The organism is Lutibacter citreus (genome assembly GCF_003260195.1).
GTDB lineage: Bacteria > Bacteroidota > Bacteroidia > Flavobacteriales > Flavobacteriaceae > Lutibacter > Lutibacter citreus.
The window spans coordinates 210,443-231,140 of sequence record NZ_QEIH01000005.1 but is presented as its reverse complement, the minus strand read 5'-3'; the positions used below and the strand labels follow the sequence as shown (position 1 = coordinate 231,140).

Sequence of the window (20,698 nt, the reverse complement as noted above, 5' to 3'; positions counted from 1 at the left end):
TTATTGAATTGGTTCTATTCCAATTAAAAATACTACTGGCATTGGTAATGGATTTTCTTTTATTGCTGCTTCTATTTCTCCTAATGTTGAACTTAACAACAACTCGTTTTCTCTAGATACATTGGAAATAGCATTTATTGGAATATTTGGGTTTCCAGTAACTTCAATTAGTTTTGGAATTAACTTATCCAAACTTTTTAGACCCATATACAAAGCCAATGAATTTCCGGCTTTTAATAAAGATGCAATTCCTTTTAGCTGATCAAATGAATAATCTGCGGTATGCGCTGTACAAATTAAAACTGCATTCGATTTTTGACGTTCAGTAATAGGTATATTGCAATAACTTGCAGCTGCCAATGCCGCCGAAATACCTGGTACAACATTAAATGGTATTTTTTCTTTGGTTAAATACCGTGCTTCCTCACCTGCTCTTCCATAAATATATGGATCACCAGATTTAATACGGACAACTTTTTTCCCTAAATAATAATACTTACTAAATAAATTGTTGATGTTTTCTTGACGTTTCATTTGACAGAATTTATCTCCAAATTTTCGTCCCACATAAATTCTTTCTGCAGTTGTATTTATCTCTAAAATTTCTTCACTAATTAAATTATCATGTAAAATAATTTCGGCATCTTTTATTAAATCAAACGCTTGAAGTGTTAATAGTTTTATGGTTCCAGGACCAGCTCCAATAATAGAAATCTTTCCTGTAAATTCACTTGTGAAAATTTGCTCTGGATTGTCAAATTTATAGGTATAATTCAATAATTCTTTAGATTTAGAATTATCAATTATTTTCTTTTCAGCAATTTTTTCTGTTACCTCAAAAATAGGCTGATCTAACTCTAAAATTTTAGCTGCATTTTTATAATAATTTTCTCTTACAGGATGTTTTGAAGCGCAACCATTAATAACCTCACCAAAACAATCTTGCTCAATTATTGCATTAATTAAACCTATACAATCTTCTCTGTGAATTAAATTAACCTGAGCTGCAGCATTTTTCAATACTCTTTTTCCTGCTAAAAACTTTCCTGGATGTCTGTCGGGACCAATTAATCCTGCTAAACGTAAAATTGTAGCATTTTCCCCAAAATGGTTTTGAATTACTTTTTCAGCTGCCAAAACTGCAACTCCTGATTCTTTTATTGGAATCGCTTCAACATTCTCAGAAATAGGAATATCACTAGGTCCGTAAACAGCGGTAGAACTTACAAAAATCACTTTTACACTTTTCGGTGTTTTATCCGCAATTTGTGTTATTAAGCTTGGATAAATAGTTGCTATATTTTCTATTCTTCTTGGAGGAATATTTATAATTAAATATGCTGTATCATCAATAAAACTATCCCAATCTCCTTTAATTTCATTTGGTAAAACTTCAATTCTACTAACATAAAAAGGATGCTTTGCCAGCTCTTTTGTTTTAGATATAGAAGACGAACTTCCTGAAATTATATTCCCTTTTTGGTGTAAATTAATCGCTAATGATTCACCCAACCATCCTATGCCTAATATTGCTATTTTTTTAGCCATTTGTTTCATTTATATGAGGTTCTAAAATTCCCCCCAATTGAATATTTAAACAATAATTCCAAATTGTATTTTTTGTTGAATCCAATTTAATTATTGCTACTGTTTTTCCTATTTTATTTTTAAATCGTATTCCCTTTTCACCACTACTTGTTAACCTAAAATATTCTGTACTCGATATTTTTTGTTGCACTAGTTCAATAGGTTCCGTTTTGGGAACAAAACCAATAATTAATTGAACTGTTTTATTATGTGTAAATTCTAAAGTTATAGCATACGGATCTTCATATTTTACGGCAACCAAGTCTTTAAAATCTAATAATTCACCGTTGTTTAATTGTAATACAGCGCCACTTTTTGTTTGAAGTAGAAATAGAAATAAAGGATATAAATATTGATCTGAACTAAATCCTTTTGTTATACAACACATCCCCAAATCAACATCATTTTTATGCTGAAAACCTTTTGGTTTAAATGGTTTTATTTCTTTTTCTGAAATTACTTTATCCCAATTATCTTGATACAATAAATAAGGAGTTACTCCTTTTTGTTCATTAACATGAGACTCTATAATTTCTTGAATTTTAGAAGCTGTTAAGTGTTTATACCAATAATTACCAGACTGTACAATACAAGTTGGTGCATCTTCGCACCTACCGTTACATCTAGTTTTAATGGTATGGGTTTTGTTCCAAAGGTTATTATTTCTAATATAAGCCCTTGCATTTCTAGTTACAATTTCACTTCCTGCTTTTTGACAAGAACCTCCATCGCAAAAGAAAAAAGTAGTAGTTGATGTTGCTAAGTTTTTACCCATTCTTTAATAAATTAAGATGGATATTAACTGTTAGAAAAGCTATTTTTTGCGCAAAAAATACTCCGTTTATTGCATAAAATAGTTTAAAAAAAATTGATTTTTTCATTCTACTTTTGTTTCATCAAGAATAAAACAAAGAGTAAGAACTAAACCTAAAGGTAGTTTTCAAACACTTCAACTTCTATTCCCGAAAGTTTTGTATAAAATTTTGCTTTTTGGCAGGTTTTCTGACTTACTCTACTTTTAACGTCTTCCCATCAAAATATTGACAGTGACAAAATGTTAAAAGCTTTTTTAGAGCTTACAGCTGCGGGTACAGTTCTCGATTTAAACGAGATTCCCTTTTTAATTCCATTTCTTTACAAAACAAGAAACCAAAAGCTTTGCGAAAGTAATACTATTTACAATTCCATCCAAAATTAATAAAAGATATTTCAGTCTTGTATAATTTAAAACTTCATTCTATCAAGTTCCTTTAAAACAAACTCTGCTCTTAATTCAACAGTAGTAAAGGGTAAAAAAATGATGTTATAGTTGTATTTTTTATAAATATCTTTAATTATTTTAGACAAGGATAATTGATCTTCAAAGCGTTGAGGTCGCTGTTCGTCTTGAACATAAATTTGTTTCCAAGGTTTTGCAAAAAAAATAGTTTTATGGTAGTATTTATTAAAATTGAAATTTTTATAATGTGCTTCAACTTTTTTATTTGCGTGTTCTAAATAAGCAATATTATCTATTAAACTTCTATCACAAAAAACACTATCTGGTTCTTTATGAAGCCTTAATTTTGTTTCATTAAAAACCAACTGTGTAAAACGTTCAATATTTTGCCAAGGCATTCCGTCATTTCCTGATTTTTGTTCATCAATAATTATATCTCTGGAAACTTCGTTTAAACACTTAATTCCTTTTTTTTCTAAAGCATTTATCAATGTAGATTTTCCTGATCCTGGAGGACCCGATATAATGTATTTCTTTTTTATTTGAGCCATAGATAAACAAGTACTGAAACAGTTACAAACAATACACTAGCAGCATAATTTATTTTGGCTACTTTATTAATTTCTTGATGTTGAATTAATCTATTATTAGAACCAATAAATGGTTTTTTATAAATTTTACCTCCATAAAAATTTGGACCCCCAAATTGACAATCTAACACGTATGCTAATGCCGCTTCTGGATAACCAGCATTTGGACTGCTATGTTTTTTACCTTCTTTAAATACAAAGAAAAGACCTTTAATTTTAAATTGAACTACTAAAATTAAAATGGCTGTAATTCTTGATGGAATATAATTTGCAACATCATCTAAAATTGCTGCAAACTTACCAAATTGTTCGTAACGATCATTTTTATAACCAATCATAGAATCTAGCGTATTAATCATTTTATACGCCATAATTCCTGGCACACCAAAGCAAACAAAATAAAATAATGGAGCAATAATACCATCACTTAAATTTTCAGACATTGTTTCTAAAGTAGCAATTCTAATTTGTTGCTCATTCAAGGCTGAAGTATCTCTACCAACTATCCACGATAATCTTTTTCTCCCTGCTTCTAAACCTTCGTTTTTCAAAACATTAAAAACAGCTTTACCTTCTATAACCAATGTTTTATTGGCTAAACAGTAAAATACCATTAAAACTGAAAAAGCTATTTCAACAATATAATAATGGCTATTTCGCAAAAAATTAATAAAGAAAAATGGCAATAAAAAAACACTTCCAACCAAAACTATTGTTAAAAACATCCCCTTTACAAATTGAGATTTTCCCTTATTTAATAGCTTTTCTCCTTTTGAAATTAAATTTCCATAACCTACAATTAAATGTGGCAACCATTTTGGATCACCAAATAAAAGGTCTAATAAAAACCCAGAAACTAATATATAAACGAATGTTAATTCCATTCTTTTAAGGCTTTTATTAATGCTAAATTTTCTTTTTCAGATTGTACCGCTAAACGAATACACTCTCCTTTTAATCCTGTAAAATTAGTAGCATCACGCACTAAAATTTGATGGTTTTCAATCAAATATTTTTTTAATTCTGAAGCTGTTCCTTTTTGAAGTTCAACTAAAAAATAGGTAGTATAACCCTCAATTACATTTAAATAAGGAATGCTATTTACTTGAGCTTTAAAAATAGAAGTTTCGGCTAATAACTCGTTAATATTAAAGGTTAATTTTTTATAATTATTAAAAATAAACACACCCGAAGCAATAGCCAAACTATTTACACTCCAAGGCATTTTTAACGCAAATAAATTACTAATAAAATTAGAATTTGAAATTACATACCCCAAACGTAAACCTGGCATTGCAAAAGTTTTTGTTAAAGAACGAACTATTGAAATATTTGAATATTTTTTTATTAATGGCAATACCGAATTTACAGCATTTGTAAACTCATAATAAGCTTCATCAATTATAAAATGTGCTTTTGGATAAGATTTTAGTAGATTTTCAATTTCAGCAGTTGTTAAAATTTTTCCATCAGGATTATTGGGGTTACATATAAAAACCAAGCTATCTTCATAATTAGTTTCAAATATTTGCTTTCTTGAAATAAAACGGTGTTCTAACTTATTAATTTTACACGCATCTTCATATTCTGCAAAAGTAGGCCCTACAATAATTGCCTTTTTATGTTGAAAACACTGAGCTATTAAATAAAAAGCTTCCGTTGCTCCATTAGAAAATAAAAACTGATTTTCATCTAAATCAAAATAGTTGGCAGCCAAAACATTTAGTTCTTTAGCTGCAGGTGAAGGATAATTTTGAATTTGAGCCACCTTACTTTCCAACTCTTTTAAAAGTAAAGGAGAACAACCTTTATAGTACACATTTGAACTAAAATTGTATTTTATTTCACAATTAAATTGATGCAAATCATCACCGTGCCCATTAATCATTTTGCAATTGTTATTTGAGAGTATATTTTTTCAATATCAAGACAATCTCTTAATAAATCTGCTAATTTATCGAAATTTTCATTTTTAAATGCTTCATAGCTTTTAACTTCATTTTTAGAAACACTTCCTAATAAATCATCAATAACCACTTGATTGTCAAAAATTCCGTGCATATAAGATCCCCAGCAATTATCATTCAATAAATAACCTTCTTTAGTATCATTTATTTGTAATAATGGTGAAGGTTTATCTGTTATTGAAGTTCCCATATGAATTTCATAACCACTACATTTTTCATCAAAGTTTTTAAACTTAAAATCTCGTTGAATAGTAGTTTTTTCTTTCGTTAATGCTGTTTTTAAAGGTAATATTCCTAAACCAGGAATAATAGTAGCATCGCTTTCAACTCCAAAAGGATCACTAATTTCTTCACCCATCATTTGATAACCACCACAAATACCTATCACTTTTTTATCTGCATCAAAAGCTTTTAAAACCGTTTGAGCTATACCATTTGTGCGTAAAAATTGCAAGTCGGCTATAGTATTCTTCGTTCCTGGAAGTATAATGATATCCGCTTTACCTATTTCTTCAGCATTTTTTGAATAAAATAAATTTACACGTTCATCACGTTCCAATAAATTAAAATCGGTATAATTTGAAATATGCGGTAATAAAATAACTGCAATATTTATTTTTTCTAAAGAAGCTATTTCATTTTTCTGACTTAAAGCAACAGAATCTTCATCTTCAATATAAATATCCGATGCATAAGGCACTACCCCAATTACGGGAATACCTGTAAGCTCTTCAATTTTGGTTCTACCAGTTTCAAATAAATTAATATCACCTCTAAATTTATTTATAATAATTCCCTTAATTAGATCTCGCTCCCATTTTTCTAACAATTCAATAGTTCCGTAAACACTTGCAAAAACACCTCCTTTATCAATATCTGCAATTAAATAAACAGAAGCTTTGGCATATTGTGCCATTCTCATATTTACAATGTCTCTGTGTTTTAGGTTTAATTCAGAAATACTTCCGGCACCTTCCATTACAATTGGATGGTATTCTTCAGCCAAAGAATCGAAAGCGTTTTGAGCTTCCTTAAATAAATTCTCTTTATTATTCCCTAAAAAATATTCGTTTGCCGTTTGGTTTCCAATAGGTTTACCGTGTAATATTATTTGTGAAGATTTATGAGACGTTGGTTTTAACAACACCGGATTCATACTACTTTTACAAGGAATTCCACAAGCTTCAGCCTGTACCGCTTGCGCTCTACCTATCTCTAAACCCTCTGGAGTTACAAAACTATTTAGCGACATATTTTGTGCTTTAAAAGGCGCTGGATTATAGCCATCTTGTTTTAAAACTCTACAAATTCCTGCTGCAATAATACTTTTGCCAACATCAGATCCGGTACCAACAAACATTATGGGACTTAACTTCATATCTCAATTTTCTAATAAGTCGCCAAATATACAAATCAATAAAATATAATTTAGTATTATTTAATAATTCAATAATATTCTATTGTTAAGTATTCTATATTTTTATATCAACGTCTTTACAATCTTTTAAATTTTTATTTATTATGATTCAAAAGAACATCAAATATCTAACTATTAATCTGTTTTTGTTTACTATAAATGAGATAATAATTGAAACTACCAAGTTTAATACTTTTAAAAGTAAAATAATATGCTTCTATCTTTAACATTAAATCTATTTTTTTATAGACTTTTCATGTGTTAATTGTAGTTTTACTTTTATGTCTTTAGCTGACTCTCTTCTTGTTAAAATCATTGGCGCAGAAACGCCTACAGCTAATAATAAAAGTATAAAAAAAGCTTTTAAACCATTACTAATTGTGTCATTTAAAATTTTTATAAAAAGGGTTTCATCAGTATTACTGGTAAGTTTAATAATACCTAGCATCATTTTATATGAAAAAGCCCCGGGAACCATTGGTATTACAGCAGGAATGGCAAATACAAATGGAGGCGCATGTTTTATGTGTGCCACCCAAACACTTAAAAAACCAACAACTACAGCTCCAAAAAAGCTACCAATAACAATATTTCCTTCATACTGAATAGTTAATAGTTTAACAGCACCACCAATGGCTCCCAGTATAAAAATGGTTATTAATGTACGTTTTGGTACATTAAATAACATAGCAAAACCAACAGCTGCAAAACCAAGCCAAATCCATTTTTCAAAAAAAGCGAATAAATCCATATTACCCAATATTATAAATTATTATAGCACCTAACAAACCTAAAGCAATTGCAAAAGCTAAAATTAAACCATTTACACCTCTTACAATTCCGTTCATAATATTCCCATCTAGCAAGTCCGTTAAGGAATTAATAAGCGGTATCCCTGGAATTAAGTAAAGAACACTTGTTGCAAAAGCTAAATCTGGATGATCACCTATATTTAATTTTACAGTTAATCCTGCTATAAGTGATGAAGTAAAAGCTCCAAAAAACACACATAAGTACGAATTAAACTTCTTTTTAATTGCCTCTTGACGAACAAACAATCCTATAAATGTAGCAGTAAAAGCTACAGACATTTCAATTGGTCCACCTCCAAACAGTCTACAAAAGGAAGCTCCTGCTAAGGCTACAAATATTAATATTAAAATGCGCGGATAATGAGGTAATCCTTGTAAACGATTCAATTCTTCTACAGCCTTATTTAAGGCTAATTTCTCTTCGGCAATTTGCCAACTTAACTTACTAATACCACTTACAATCCTAAAATTAGCGCCATGTGGTAATGTTTTTTTTATGCTACTGTAAAAATTATCGTCATTTTCACTATTTAAAGTAAGCATTAATGCTCTGTGCATAATTAATAATTCTGCTGAATGACCATAAGCATTTGCAATTCTTAATGTTGTAATTCTAATTCTGTTAGTATTTGCTCCTGAACTCATTAATAAAGCTCCGGTTTCCAAAAGAAATTGAGAAAGTTCTTTTGTATCATGTTTATTCATAATATCAAAATAAAAATTTAAAAACTGGTTTCTTTTTTTCAAGAATTAGCTTTTAACAGCTTGTTTTTTTGAAAAATATATAGTACCGCGAAATTATAATATTGTTCGATTATTTTATCCTTTATATAGAAGAATTGACTAAAACGTTTTTTTAATATTTTATCTTGTTTTTTTGATATTACAATTGAAAAACATTTTCCATCTGAAAAATGAAATCTTGTAAGCTCATTGGAAATAATTTAGTTAAACCTCCGGCTTTTAGCATTCTATTCTAAGTAAATTTAATAACTCTTTTTTTTAAGTTCACTTATAAAAATTTGACTACAAAATATTTACATTTGTTTAAATATTTATTTTTATGATTATAACTGAGTTGGTAGGCAAATACAATGTAAAGGGTAAAAACCAAAATGAAGATCATTCGAAATACAATGGAATTTTAACTTTAACACTTAATGATCATTCTAAAATTGATGCACATTGGCTCATAAATGATAGTCAAGATCAATTTGGTACTGGTTTTTTTAAGAATAATATTTTGGTAATTAACTTTTACTATTTAGGTGAGAATCAAAAAAAATTTAAAGGTGTTGTTGTTTACCAAATCTTAACTAAAGATGTGTTGGATGGTTTTTGGAGCGAAAAATATGCAGACCAAAATTATTTGGGCATTGAACGATGTTATAAAATTAACAAAGAAAGTGAAATTTTAAATTAAAAACCCTCAATGAATTGTCCTTGTAACCCTAATAAAAAATATAGTGATTGTTGTGAAAAAGCACATAAAAACATAGAAAATGCAACCAGTGCAGAAGCTTTAATGCGCTCAAGATATAGCGCTTTTGTTTTGGCAAATATTAATTATTTACAAAAAAGTCATCATAGCAGTTCAAGACCTAGCAACAAAGAAAAAAAGGAAATTGAAAAATGGACAAAATCTGTAAGTTGGGTAAAATTAGAAGTTTTAAAATCTACTAGAGATACTGTTGAATTTAAAGCTTTTTTTATGGAAAATGGTATTATTAATGTAATCCATGAAAACTCTAAGTTTTATATAGAAAATAAGCATTGGGTTTATTTAGGTGAGAATAAATAAATTCCATTGATTTATATCATATACTTCATTAATTTATATGTTTAAATTTGCGACTTTAATAAAATAATCTACCTTTTTATGATTATTGTAGTTACTTATAAGCATATAAAAAATGAGTAAAAAAAAACACTGTAATATTCCTATTTTTATACCTGAACTTGCGTGTCCACATCAATGTGTTTTTTGTAATCAAGAAAAAATTAGTAATACTTTTTCAGTACCTACCCCAAATGAAATAGGAGTAATAATAGATAGTTACCTTGAAACTATTCCTAAAAGCGCTGAAATTAACATCGCATTTTTTGGTGGAAGTTTTACTGGAATTCCTCAACAAAAAATGATCAGTTATTTAAAAGTAGCTTATAAATATGTTGTAGAAGGTAAAGTACAGGGAATCCGAATTTCAACAAAACCCGATTATATTACCAACCCCATTTTAGATATTTTAGAAAAGTATGGCGTTATAGCTATTGAGCTAGGTGCACAATCTACTAATGATAAAGTTTTAGTAAAATCTGGTAGAGGTCATAAATTTGACGCGATAGAAAAAGCAGCCAATTTAATTAATAATAGAAATTTTGAATTAGGACTTCAAATGATGCTAGGTTTACCATATGACAACTTAGAATTATCCATACAAACCGCAAAAGATATTGTTAGATTAAAAGCAGATACCACTAGAATTTATCCTACTGTTGTAGTAAAAGGTACCGTTTTGGAAAAAATGTACAAAAAAGGAGATTATAATGTACTTTCATTAGAAGAAGCTGTAAGTTGGAGTAAAGAAATTTTAAAAATATTTAATGAAGCTAATATTAAAGTTTTAAGAGTTGGATTGCATCCTTCAGAAGAATTAGAACCTGAAAAATCCTTAGTTGCAGGACCAATTCACCCATCATTTAAAGAAATGGTTTTATCTGAATTATGGAATGATGTTTTAAATGAAAAGCAACTAGAAAAAGGAAAATCTATTATTCATGTTGCACAAAATCAATTAAATTATGCGATTGGTTACAAGGGAAGAAATAGAAATTTGCTTCAAACCAAAGGGTATGACGTTAAATTTGTAGCTGATAAAAACCTTAAAGATTTTGAATTAAATGTATGCCATAATTGATAAAAGAACTCCTTTAGATGTAAAAAATAATCTTGCAAAATATACAAATGATATTTTTGAATTTTCAAGCAAGGGGATTACATACAATTCTATTTCTGGTCATCCCGATATATTTATATTTCAAGATGAAAAAGGACTCGTTTTAGCTCCTAACACTCCTAAAAGTTTAATTGAATTTTTAAATAATAAAGCTATCAATTATTCCTTTGGCATTAAAAATGTTGGAGAAAATTTAGACGATAGTGTATTGTACAACTGTTTAACTTCTGAAAAGCATTTTTTTTGTAAAAAAAACAAACCTGATGTTTCAATTCAACAAAGAAGTTCTCAAAAAACATTAATAAACCTTCCACAAGCATTTGCCAGATGTAGCATGTTTGTTATAAAAGATAAAGTTGTTACTTCAGACAAAGGAATTCTTAATGTGCTTAAAAAAAACGTGATAGATTATTTTTACTTTGATCCTTCAGAAATTAAAATAAAAGATCACAAAAATGGTTTTATTGGCGGTACAATGGGCTCAATAAATAACAAGGTGTTTTTCTTAGGAAATATTTTAAAACACCATGATGGTGAAGCTCTTTATAAATTTATTTCTAACCAAGGAAAAGACGTAATTTGTTTAGGAAATGATTATTTATATGACGGTGGAAGCATCTTTTTTGTTTCTTAATTACTGAAAATACCCTAATATTTATCATTATTCACTAATAAACACCAAATAAAAAAGAACGCAAACCACTCATTATCTATATTTTAAACTAAACAAATTAAGAAAATAGTTTTGCTTTCTTAAAATTATTTAAACCTAACAATTATCATATTTCAATTTATATTATTGATATATCTTTAAAATAATTATTAACCTCTAACATTTTAAATAGTTAATTAATTCTCCTCTCAATTAGTTATCTAAAATGACCTATGAAAAAATTCAAAATCAATTTAATTTTATTAGTGCTTCTTGTTGCTTCTTTAGGTCTTTTAGGTTGGTTCAAAAATTGGGTAATATTAACAAGTATTTCTTCAAAATACTTTCCGATAGCACCTTTAACAGCCATTTTGTTTATTGTATTAAGCTTTAATTATTTATTATATTTTTTAAAAAAGCCATCTAAAGTAGTTAAAAGAATAAATCTGATTCTTCCAATTATAAGTCTTCTTATATCTGTTTTTTGTTTAATTGATTATTTTTTTATTTTAAATTGGGATTTCGAAGAACATCTTTTTAACAAATCTTATTTATTTGGAGAGAATCCTGTTGGAGAAATTTCTCCTTTAGCTGCTAGTTTATTTATTTTTTCAAATATCTTCTTTTTAACTATTAAAAATAAAAAACATAAAATAACTCACTCTATAAATTCTATTTTCTTCTATTTACAAGCATTCTCAAGTGCAATATTTTTATTGGGCTATGTAAAGAACAGCATGTTTATTTATACATTTGATATTCTTTCATTATCAATTCCTACCGCATTTGCTTTTTTTTTAATAAGCCTTGTTCAATTAAATATAATGGAATTTAAGATTTGGCCGTTAAAAAAACTTTTTCATTCATCTACAATTCAAACTAAATTATTAAAATCTTTTTTACCTTTTATACTTATTTTTATTCTAACGGTTAACTATATTGAGTCTCATATTTTAACAAATAAACCTTCAGGTACAATTAATAATTCTATTTTTTTCTTAATTATTATAATAACAATCATTGTAATTTATGCCTTTATTTCAAGAAAAATAGGAAACGAACTAAATGAAAGTAAAACCTTATACCAACGTTTATTTAACAACAGTACTGTTGGTTTATACCAGACTACACCAAAAGGAAAAGTAATTTCAGCCAATCCAACATTAATAAAAATGTTTGAGTACAACTGTTTAGAAGACCTTTTAAAAAGTGATTTATCAACTGGTAGTTATGTAGATGTTTCAAAAAAAATAGAATTTGATTCAATAATGAAAAAAAATGGCGAAATAGCCGATTATCGATCAGAACGGTACACTAAAAACCAAAAAATAATTACAGTTCTTGAGGGTGCAAAAGCCGTAAAAGATATTAATGGAGAAATTATTAGGTATGATGGTGTAATTGAAAACATTACCAATTTTAAAAATACTTTAGAAAAATTAAAACTTAGTGATGAAAGATTTAGATTGGCTTCTTTAGCTACAAATGAAGTTATCTGGGAAAGAGATTTAATTAATAAAACATATTGGAGAAGTAACAATTTTGCAACTATTTTTGGATGGAAGAACAAGGAATTTGGATATTCAGATGAAGACATAAAAAAAGGAATTCATCCTGATGATTTAAAAAGAGTTTCTAGTAAAATTTATGATTATTTTGAATCAAAAGAAAACCATTGGGAAGACGAATATAGAATACTTCAAAAAGATGGAACTTATGCCTGGGTTTATGATCGCGCCTATAAATTAAATGATTCTAATGGCAATCCAATTAAAGTAATTGGCTCAATGTCTAATATCACCCAAAAATATTTACAAGAACAAAAATTAAAAGATTCAGAAGAAAAATACAGAAACATTGTAAACAATGCCTTTATTGGTGTGTTTGAAACTGATTTAAATGGTAAATTATTATTTTCTAACAAATTTTTACAAGAAGAAAGCGGATATAATGAATTGACTAAATCTGATAATATATTTATTAATGATAGATACTCCAATAAATCTCAAAGAGAACAATTAATTAAAAAAGTAAAAAGTAAAGGCTTTGTAACAAATTATGAAGTAGATTTCATTACCAAAAATGATAAACTTAAACATTGTTTAATAAATGTAAAAATCACTACTGAAAATAAATTAGTTGGTATGATTTTAGACATTACGGATAAAAAGAAATTCGAAAATGAATTATTAAAATTATCACACGCTATTGAACAAAGTCCTGTTTCTGTAATGATAACAAATAGAAATGGAATTTTAGAGTATTGCAACCCTAAAGTTAGTAATGTAACTGGCTATTCATACAATGAATTAATAGGTGAAAATCCTAGTATTTTAAGCTCAAAAGAAAAAAAAGAAGAAGAATACAAAGAACTTTGGGAAACTATTAAAAGTGGAAAAAATTGGCATGGTGAATTTCATAATAAGAAAAAAAATGGGGAGTTTTTCTGGGAAAAAGCTTCTATTTCTCCTGTTTATGATTCTAAAGGAACCATTACACACTACATTGCTATTAAAGAAGATATTACAGAACAAAAAGAAATTTTACGTCAATTAACTATTGCAAAAAATAAAGCAGAAGAAAGTGATCGCTTAAAATCTGCATTTCTTGCAAATATGAGCCATGAAATACGAACTCCAATGAACGGAATTCTAGGTTTTTCTGAATTATTAAAAACACCAAATTTAACACCTGAAAAACAGCATAAATATATTGAAATTATTGAAAAAAGTGGATTACGAATGCTAAACACCATAAATGATATTATTGATATATCTAAAATAGAAGCCAACCTAGTTAAAGTAACTACTACAGAAATAACCATAAATAAAACATTAAATGATCTCTATTTATTCTTTCTTCCACAAGCGGTAAAAAAAGGTATTATTTTAACTAATTTAAATGAATTTTCAAGTGATTTAATTTTTAAATCAGACCATGATAAAATTTATAGTATTTTACAAAACCTAATTAAAAACGCTATTAAATTTACATTTAAAGGAAGTATTGTTTTTGGTTATGAAATTATAAATGAAAGCTTAATTTTTAATATAACAGATACAGGTATTGGTGTACCTCTTAATAAACAACAACATATTTTTGAACGTTTTGTACAAGCTGATATTGAAGATGTAAATGTTTTTGAAGGTTCAGGATTAGGTCTTTCAATATCAAAACATTACGCAAAAATGCTTAATGGTGATTTAAGTGTTACTTCTATTGAAGGAAAAGGTTCTAATTTTCAATTAACAATTCCTATAATTCAGTTAAATCTAAATAACAATGTTAAAATAAATAATTCAAAAAGTATAGAAAACAACATAGTAAATTAAATATTTTTAATTGTTAATAATAAAATTGTAGTGCCACAATAACTCAAATTTAATTGACAGCTAAAATAAGCTCTTTATTAAAAACCAACTTCCAACTAATTAACTTTTATTTTTAAAAATCTACTTGGCCTATAATAACTTTTTACTGTGCTATTTAAATTTAAGAAATTTAACCGTAACGGGATTAATTGTTAGTTTATTAAATTAGAATAAAAGGCTACTGAATAATCATTTTAAATTGATGTAAACAACAACAGCCTACCATAAAAAAATGATAGACTGTTGAAACATTTAATCAAATAAAATTTTAAATCTTAGAATGAATACTCTGCCTTAAATAATATTATTTCAGATAGAATATTAAATGAAAAGAGAAGAAAGTTTTAATCTTCTTTTAAAAGGGTTTATTGTCTCATTAATTTTTCATTTTCTTTAGCTATTCTCTTTTTTTGATTTCCAGACAAACCATGTTTTAATATAGTCTCAAACTCACGGATAATATGATGCTTTTTCATTGCTTTATCTTCAACATCCAAACTTAAATCGCAATCGAAACGTAGCAGTATAATATGATTTCTATTCCAATCTCCATGAGGTCTTGCAAAGTGTGATATTCCCCAAGTAATTCCTCTTCCTTTTTTTGTATTTGTAAATGCATCAGGAATAAATGGCCCTGCTGCATCTGGCATCATTTCAACAGTTGATGCTATTTCAAAATTTACCCAATCCTTTGCGTATTGAATAGTATTACTTTCATTGCCATCTCTAATAGCAAAAGCCGCAACACCTTCCTTAAATGGGAACAATGTAGTTTCATGTCCTGAATTTAAAATTGGATTTAAAGGGTGTTTTTCAAAAGGTCCTAATGGATCATCTGCAATCGCCAACCCATGCATACGTACCATTCCGGTAGTTTTGCTTTTTCCAAAATCAGATTTATAATACAAATAAATTTTTCCATTATGAACCATTGGAAATGGATCGTGTATAGAATGTTGATCCCACTCTCCAGGTTTCCCGTTAGGAATAACTATTTTATTTGTTGCAGTCCAAGGTCCATCAGGAGAATTTGCATATGAAACTGCAACAGGACAATAATCTCCTCCATTTAAACCTGGAGCTTCTGTAAAACCTTGATAATACAAATAATATTTACCTTTAAATACTAAAATATCAGTTGTTGTAACTGAACGATGCCCAACATGAGGTTTTGGAGGACGAGGAACGGCAACTCCTTGTTCTTTCCAAGTAAACCCATCTTCAGATGTAGCATAATAAATATCAGATAAATCCCAATCTGCTGAAGGAATTGTTTCACTACTCTCTTTGGCTCTATGAAGACCTATAGGAGGAACAGGAGTTTTACGGTGTGTATACCAAATGTAATATTTACCATTCGCAAAAATCACTTTTGAAGGGTCACGACGTGATATGGTTCCGTCACCCCCATTATAATCAAAACCTTTAAGTTTAGTGTATTTAAATTGAGTATATAATTCATTAGTTTCTGGCCTAATACCCATATAATTATCATAGTTTCTTTGCATTGCTGCACTTAACGGCATATTTGGTTTTTCTTCAGGGAAATTATAAGGAAAAGCATTTGTTGTTTTTACTTGCCCAACAGCCATTAGCGTTGTTAAAAAGCCTAAAAGAAATAAGTATTTTTTAATTATTTTCATATTTAATTGAACTTAACCGTTTTATTTTTAGAATTATAAATATTATTTTATTTTTTCAACCCATTCCAATTTATCTACATTTACACCTTCATTTGGATATACTACACTTGAAATATACCATTGCCCATTTTCATCTTTAAAAATTTCAGGAGCATGTGCATTTAATATGGTAATTTCTTTTTCATTATCCGTCCCAAAATCATTTAAATCATCTGATAGATAAACGTATGCTTTATGAGTATAAGCACCCTGTAATATTATTCCATCCCAGGATCCTTTTTCCCAGGCACAAACAAAAAGATAAAAAGAATCATTATAAAAAATTATTGAAGGTGATTCTGGGTCGAATTCATTAGTTACAAGAATCGTTTTTGCTTCACTCCAATTTATTAAATCTTTAGAAGTTCTCATTCTTACACACTTTTCTGAACAATAAGTGATGTAATAAGTTCCTTTATGAAATAACAAATTTGGATCTCTTGCTCCTTTTTCTTCTTCAAATAAATTTCCTTTAGGAGTCCAATTATATAAATCTGGTGAAGTTGCTAATCGTATTGGACTATGACCATAAACCATATTATATAAACCATCTTTTTTTACAATATATGGAGCGTGATTTGCCGTAATTTCTCCAGGGCGTTGTTTAGGCGTAAGAATCTTGGGCAAGTCTAAATAATGGTCTTCTTTTAATGTTTCTTTAAAATTTGTACTAGAGGATATTGCATGAAAAGAAGCATATTCACCATCATGAACATTTCCAAGTTTTGGATCAACATACGGATGCGTTATTCCAAATATATGCCATTTACCATCTTCTGCTTTCACAAAAGTATGATCATTTGGCACCCATCTTTCATACCATTGTCCTTCTTTGAGAAACTTTGTATCTGGACCAAAAAAATTATCTCCCTTTGGTTGGTACACCTCCACAAATTTATTTTCCTGCTTTGGAATTAATACTTTTATAGCTGTCTTATGTTTACATTGAACTAATAGAACAGACAATACAAATAACAGTAATATTTTTGCTTTCATACTTAATACTTTTAATAATATTTCTCTCATCAGTTTTATTCTTAATTAATGGTTATGTTCAACTTTTGATTCTTTTCTAATTTTATTCTTTTATTAAAAGATATTGAAATTTTATTTTCAACTTGGATAAATTTAAATTCTTGACTTCTACCATCCAAATTAATAACTATCTCTTTAATAATTGTATTATCACCCGTATTTAGATAAAGTTCTTTCAAATCCAAATTTCCATATTTAATTTCAATATTATTGGTTTGGGATACTCCATTCCTTTTTTGAATAATACTTCCCCAACCTTCAGCTGAAGAGAAAAAACTTTTAAAATTTTCTGGTGTAATACGTGGATTATACCCCAATTTACCTTTTGGACCATTATATTCAAAACCACTTAAAGAACGAAGCACATTCCAAGATTGCATAGCTCTAGAATAATGATCCGACCCTTCTACTTCGTTCCAAGGATTCCTTTTAACCCCATCATATCTATCATGAATAGAGCGGATAACAATAAGCCCATTCTTAACATCACCTTCATTAATCATATCACAAGCAGCCTCATATTCTAAACCAGACCAAATATTAAATTTATCATGGTTATTTTCAAATGATTGTGCTTTTTTATGGGGCCAACTCCCATTTACCATAGCTGCTTCACCTTTAGTAGCTAAAGTTCGGGCATGTGGTTTCTGATAATTATAAACTGTTGAAATATCTGGTGTCCAATTATACTTAAATATGCTTTTTACAGCCTTACTACAATTTTCTTTTGGAAGAATATATCCTAAACCTAATTGATTTGCCCAGTTTTGACCGAATAACTGCTGTGCATCGCAAGCACCACCTTCATAATATAGCTCCCCACCATTATTAAAATTTTCAATGAAATTTTGTGCATTGATCTCTGCGTTCTCTATTGGAATAAAACCATTTGAAGCTTGTTTTGCTTTAAAACCATTTGGATATAAATGAAAATAGAATTCTCCATTCCATAATTTATCATTCATATAAGCTTGGCCTTTTTCAAATAAATTTCTATAACTTTTTGCTAATTTATATTCTCCCTTAATTTTTGCCATTTCCTCAGATGCTCTTAAAGCTGCTAAATACAAGGTATTATTATAAGGGTTTGGCCCATACCACATTGGGTCCCAAAAAGTTTGTATTCCTTCTAAAACACCATTAGGTTCAAGTCCTATTTCGGCCCCATCTTTATAAATATGATAACCTATCGCACCTTTTACCTGCTCCCAAACAGCATCTAAAAATGTATTATCCGAAGACATTAAATGTTCGCGGTAGGCTTTTAATATATATCCGCTCTGTGCATCAGAAGCGTAACTATGTTTATATTCCGGATGATTCGCTCCGTACCCTCTAAAATTAATTCGTCCACTTTTACTATAAGCACTGTATGCTCCTTCACTACTAAAATCTTGTTTTAAACGAACTGACCTTTCTAATTCTGGAAATAAATATGCAAAAGTTGTTACAAAATTATAAACGTGCCCACAAGTACCTTGACAAAAACCAACACCTTCATAACCAAACAACCTACCATTCTTCCATATTGCAATATTACCTGCTGCAAGTGTAGAAAGAGGCATAGAAACTCTATTTAATAACCAATATGGCAATGAAGAATCGTGAAATGTATTTCTAAATTCTTCTGTTTCTGTATATAATTCATTAAAATTCATGCCAACATATTTCACTACATCAAAAGAATTACTATACCAATTATTATAAACGTGTCCAACCCAACCAGGAGCTAAACTTTTAGCAATTTTATAGCGCCTACCATTTTCATAATAATTAGGAAAATACCACGAAACCATAAACGTTAATTCTTTTGTTTGGCCAGGTTTTAAATTAATTGTGGAACTTATGCTCCCTTTTATAGGTTCTAATGTTTTTTCTGAAACTCCATCCTTTGCTTTTATATTGGATTCATTTAAAAATAAATTAGCATTCTTATCTAAAACAGCTATTGAAAATCCACCTAACTGAGGATGTTTTAATACAGCCATAGTAGTGTCTGTTGTCACCATACCCATAGAAACTCCACTTAACTCCTTATATTTAAATGCTTTATTTACATATTCTATGTTTCCTTCACTATTAAATTTTATATTCTTAAGATTGTTGCTTAAAGTTACTTCTTGATTGGTATTGCTAGTATTCTTCAAAGAATAATGAAACACTACAATAGGATTGGTTGATTTTCTTACTGAAAGAGGTATAAAAGGAGAAAAAACCTTTCCTTGTATAGATATAGGAAGTTTTGACTGCTTTTTTTGATAATAAATTTGAGCCATAGGATATTCACCAATAAATTGAATGTCATCAAAATCATCACTATTTAACTTGTTATGAATAGCTTTTTTGTTTTTAGCTTTGATAGTTATTTCAAATCCATTTTCAATTTTGGAAACAGGTATTGTTGGATTCAAATATTGATATCCCGTAGAAAGACCATGCCCTCCATTAGGCTGTTGCATTTTATTATAAATAGACTCTGTGAAATTTAATACTCCCTGCCCTGTAATTTCAACCTGTCCAGCTCCAATACCACCACAAGGCATCCCTATATATTTTAGTTCTTTTCCTGAATATACCTTACGCTCTCCTCTTTTTGTTAAAGATTGAACATACTCTTCGCTAAGATTTTTATCTAATGGAATATAAGGTTCTCCTTTTTTTTCTTGACAATAACATTGAATAGATACAAACAAAATTAAGAATGCAGTTTTATAAAAAGTTGAAATACTAAAACCAATTTTATTTTTCATAATTTATTTATTTTAATTCAACCATTAATAATGATTCTTCTGGGATTATTATTTTATCTTTAAACACTATAGTTAGTCGATTTTTATTTTGAATGAATGAAACATTTTTCGCTTCTCCACCATTAATAGATACATTCAGTTTTGTTATTTTTCTCTCATTCACTGCATCAAAAGCACAAGTTTTTAAACTTAATTTTCCATAATTAACCTGAATGTTATTACGCTGTTTTCCTTTCTTCTGAATTTGCTCAAAAGTACCCCAACCTTCTGCAGCGGTAAATGGAGCTTTGAAATTCCAAGGAGTAATTTTAGGTGAAAATGCCATATAACCTTTAGGACCATGGTATTCAAATCCACTTGCTTCAATAAAATGACCATAACTTGCCATTGATCTTGAATAATGTAAACCCCATTCAATTATACACCAAGGATTTCTTTTAGATCCTATATATCTATTATTGTGCATATACCAAATATGAGACAATGAATGATATGGCATATCTTGCCACATCATTAACGAAGATGCTGCATATTCATAACCATTTTGACACATAGCCTGAACATATCCCCAAACGTGGGTACAAGTACCATAACCCTGATTTCCAACTTCAGTACCATAAAACAAACCATCATTTATTATAGAAAAGAATGTGACATTT

The 20,698-nt window shown here is 28.7% G+C and carries 17 protein-coding genes and 1 riboswitch; of the genes, 5 read left to right on the top strand and 12 right to left on the bottom strand.

Annotated features, from left to right (window positions below):
* The 8 genes from cobA to DAD81_RS12040 form a co-directional block, all read right to left on the bottom strand.
* A complete protein-coding gene (cobA, locus tag DAD81_RS12075) occupies nucleotides 1–1,548 on the bottom strand; it encodes a uroporphyrinogen-III C-methyltransferase (RefSeq protein ID WP_179950054.1) in 1,548 nt (515 codons plus the stop codon).
* A complete protein-coding gene (locus DAD81_RS12070; RefSeq protein ID WP_111708522.1) occupies nucleotides 1,541–2,362 on the bottom strand; it encodes a (2Fe-2S) ferredoxin domain-containing protein in 822 nt (273 codons plus the stop codon). Before DAD81_RS12070 ends, cobA begins: the two co-directional genes overlap by 8 nt.
* A 200-nt stretch (nucleotides 2,363–2,562) precedes the next feature.
* A riboswitch (cobalamin riboswitch) is annotated at nucleotides 2,563–2,749 on the bottom strand.
* Between the two features lie 62 nt (nucleotides 2,750–2,811).
* Nucleotides 2,812–3,357: an AAA family ATPase gene (locus DAD81_RS12065; protein ID WP_111708521.1), complete on the bottom strand. Its 546-nt coding sequence runs from the start codon at nucleotides 3,355–3,357 to the stop codon at nucleotides 2,812–2,814.
* The gene (gene cbiB / locus DAD81_RS12060) at nucleotides 3,345–4,280 is read right to left on the bottom strand and encodes an adenosylcobinamide-phosphate synthase CbiB (RefSeq protein ID WP_111708520.1); all 936 of its coding nucleotides are present in this window, start codon (nucleotides 4,278–4,280) and stop codon (nucleotides 3,345–3,347) included. Before cbiB ends, DAD81_RS12065 begins: the two co-directional genes overlap by 13 nt.
* Nucleotides 4,271–5,284 carry a pyridoxal phosphate-dependent aminotransferase gene (locus DAD81_RS12055; RefSeq protein WP_111708519.1) on the bottom strand — a complete coding sequence of 338 codons (1,014 nt, stop codon included), beginning with the start codon at nucleotides 5,282–5,284 and terminating at the stop codon, nucleotides 4,271–4,273. The genes cbiB and DAD81_RS12055 overlap by 10 nt, the downstream gene beginning before the upstream one ends.
* The gene (locus DAD81_RS12050; protein WP_111708518.1) at nucleotides 5,281–6,741 is read right to left on the bottom strand and encodes a cobyric acid synthase; all 1,461 of its coding nucleotides are present in this window, start codon (nucleotides 6,739–6,741) and stop codon (nucleotides 5,281–5,283) included. The genes DAD81_RS12055 and DAD81_RS12050 overlap by 4 nt, the downstream gene beginning before the upstream one ends.
* Nucleotides 6,742–7,015: 274 nt before the next feature.
* Entirely contained in the window at nucleotides 7,016–7,531 is a 516-nt protein-coding gene (locus DAD81_RS12045) for a threonine/serine exporter family protein (protein ID WP_111708517.1), read from the bottom strand.
* Between the two features lies 1 nt (nucleotide 7,532).
* Nucleotides 7,533–8,339, bottom strand: a complete 807-nt coding sequence (locus tag DAD81_RS12040; RefSeq protein WP_218939705.1) for a threonine/serine exporter family protein — start codon at nucleotides 8,337–8,339, stop codon at nucleotides 7,533–7,535.
* 316 nt (nucleotides 8,340–8,655) lie between these two features.
* Here DAD81_RS12040 and DAD81_RS12035 point away from each other — a divergent pair, with 316 nt between their 5' ends.
* The 5 genes from DAD81_RS12035 (at nucleotide 8,656) to DAD81_RS12015 (ending at nucleotide 14,533) form a co-directional block, all read left to right on the top strand.
* Nucleotides 8,656–9,015 (top strand): hypothetical protein, encoded by a 360-nt coding sequence (locus DAD81_RS12035; protein ID WP_111708516.1) that lies wholly within the window; start codon nucleotides 8,656–8,658, stop codon nucleotides 9,013–9,015.
* A gap of 9 nt (nucleotides 9,016–9,024) precedes the next feature.
* A complete protein-coding gene (locus tag DAD81_RS12030; protein ID WP_111708515.1) occupies nucleotides 9,025–9,393 on the top strand; it encodes a YchJ family protein in 369 nt (122 codons plus the stop codon).
* Nucleotides 9,394–9,505: 112 nt separating this feature from the next.
* Complete coding sequence (locus tag DAD81_RS12025) at nucleotides 9,506–10,510, top strand: elongator complex protein 3 (protein WP_111708514.1); 1,005 nt, start codon at nucleotides 9,506–9,508, stop codon at nucleotides 10,508–10,510.
* Entirely contained in the window at nucleotides 10,494–11,183 is a 690-nt protein-coding gene (locus DAD81_RS12020) for a DUF6873 family GME fold protein (RefSeq protein WP_111708513.1), read from the top strand. Before DAD81_RS12025 ends, DAD81_RS12020 begins: the two co-directional genes overlap by 17 nt.
* Before the next feature lie 251 nt (nucleotides 11,184–11,434).
* Nucleotides 11,435–14,533, top strand: coding sequence for a PAS domain S-box protein (locus tag DAD81_RS12015; RefSeq protein ID WP_111708512.1), 3,099 nt, complete (start codon nucleotides 11,435–11,437; stop codon nucleotides 14,531–14,533).
* Nucleotides 14,534–14,937: 404 nt separating this feature from the next.
* Here DAD81_RS12015 and DAD81_RS12010 read toward each other — a convergent pair whose 3' ends face one another.
* The 4 genes from DAD81_RS12010 to DAD81_RS11995 all read right to left on the bottom strand — a co-directional run bounded on the left by DAD81_RS12010 (nucleotide 14,938) and on the right by DAD81_RS11995 (nucleotide 20,664).
* On the bottom strand, nucleotides 14,938–16,164 hold the full coding sequence (locus DAD81_RS12010; RefSeq protein WP_245949270.1) for a glycoside hydrolase family 117 protein: 1,227 nt from the start codon (nucleotides 16,162–16,164) through the stop codon (nucleotides 14,938–14,940).
* A gap of 93 nt (nucleotides 16,165–16,257) precedes the next feature.
* Entirely contained in the window at nucleotides 16,258–17,250 is a 993-nt protein-coding gene (locus DAD81_RS12005; RefSeq protein ID WP_157961122.1) for a family 43 glycosylhydrolase, read from the bottom strand.
* A gap of 41 nt (nucleotides 17,251–17,291) precedes the next feature.
* Nucleotides 17,292–20,039, bottom strand: coding sequence for a GH116 family glycosyl hydrolase (locus DAD81_RS12000; protein WP_111708509.1), 2,748 nt, complete (start codon nucleotides 20,037–20,039; stop codon nucleotides 17,292–17,294).
* Nucleotides 20,040–20,046: 7 nt separating this feature from the next.
* On the bottom strand, nucleotides 20,047–20,664 hold the full coding sequence (locus DAD81_RS11995; RefSeq protein ID WP_111708508.1) for a hypothetical protein: 618 nt from the start codon (nucleotides 20,662–20,664) through the stop codon (nucleotides 20,047–20,049).
* Between the last annotated feature and the right edge of the window lie 34 nt (nucleotides 20,665–20,698).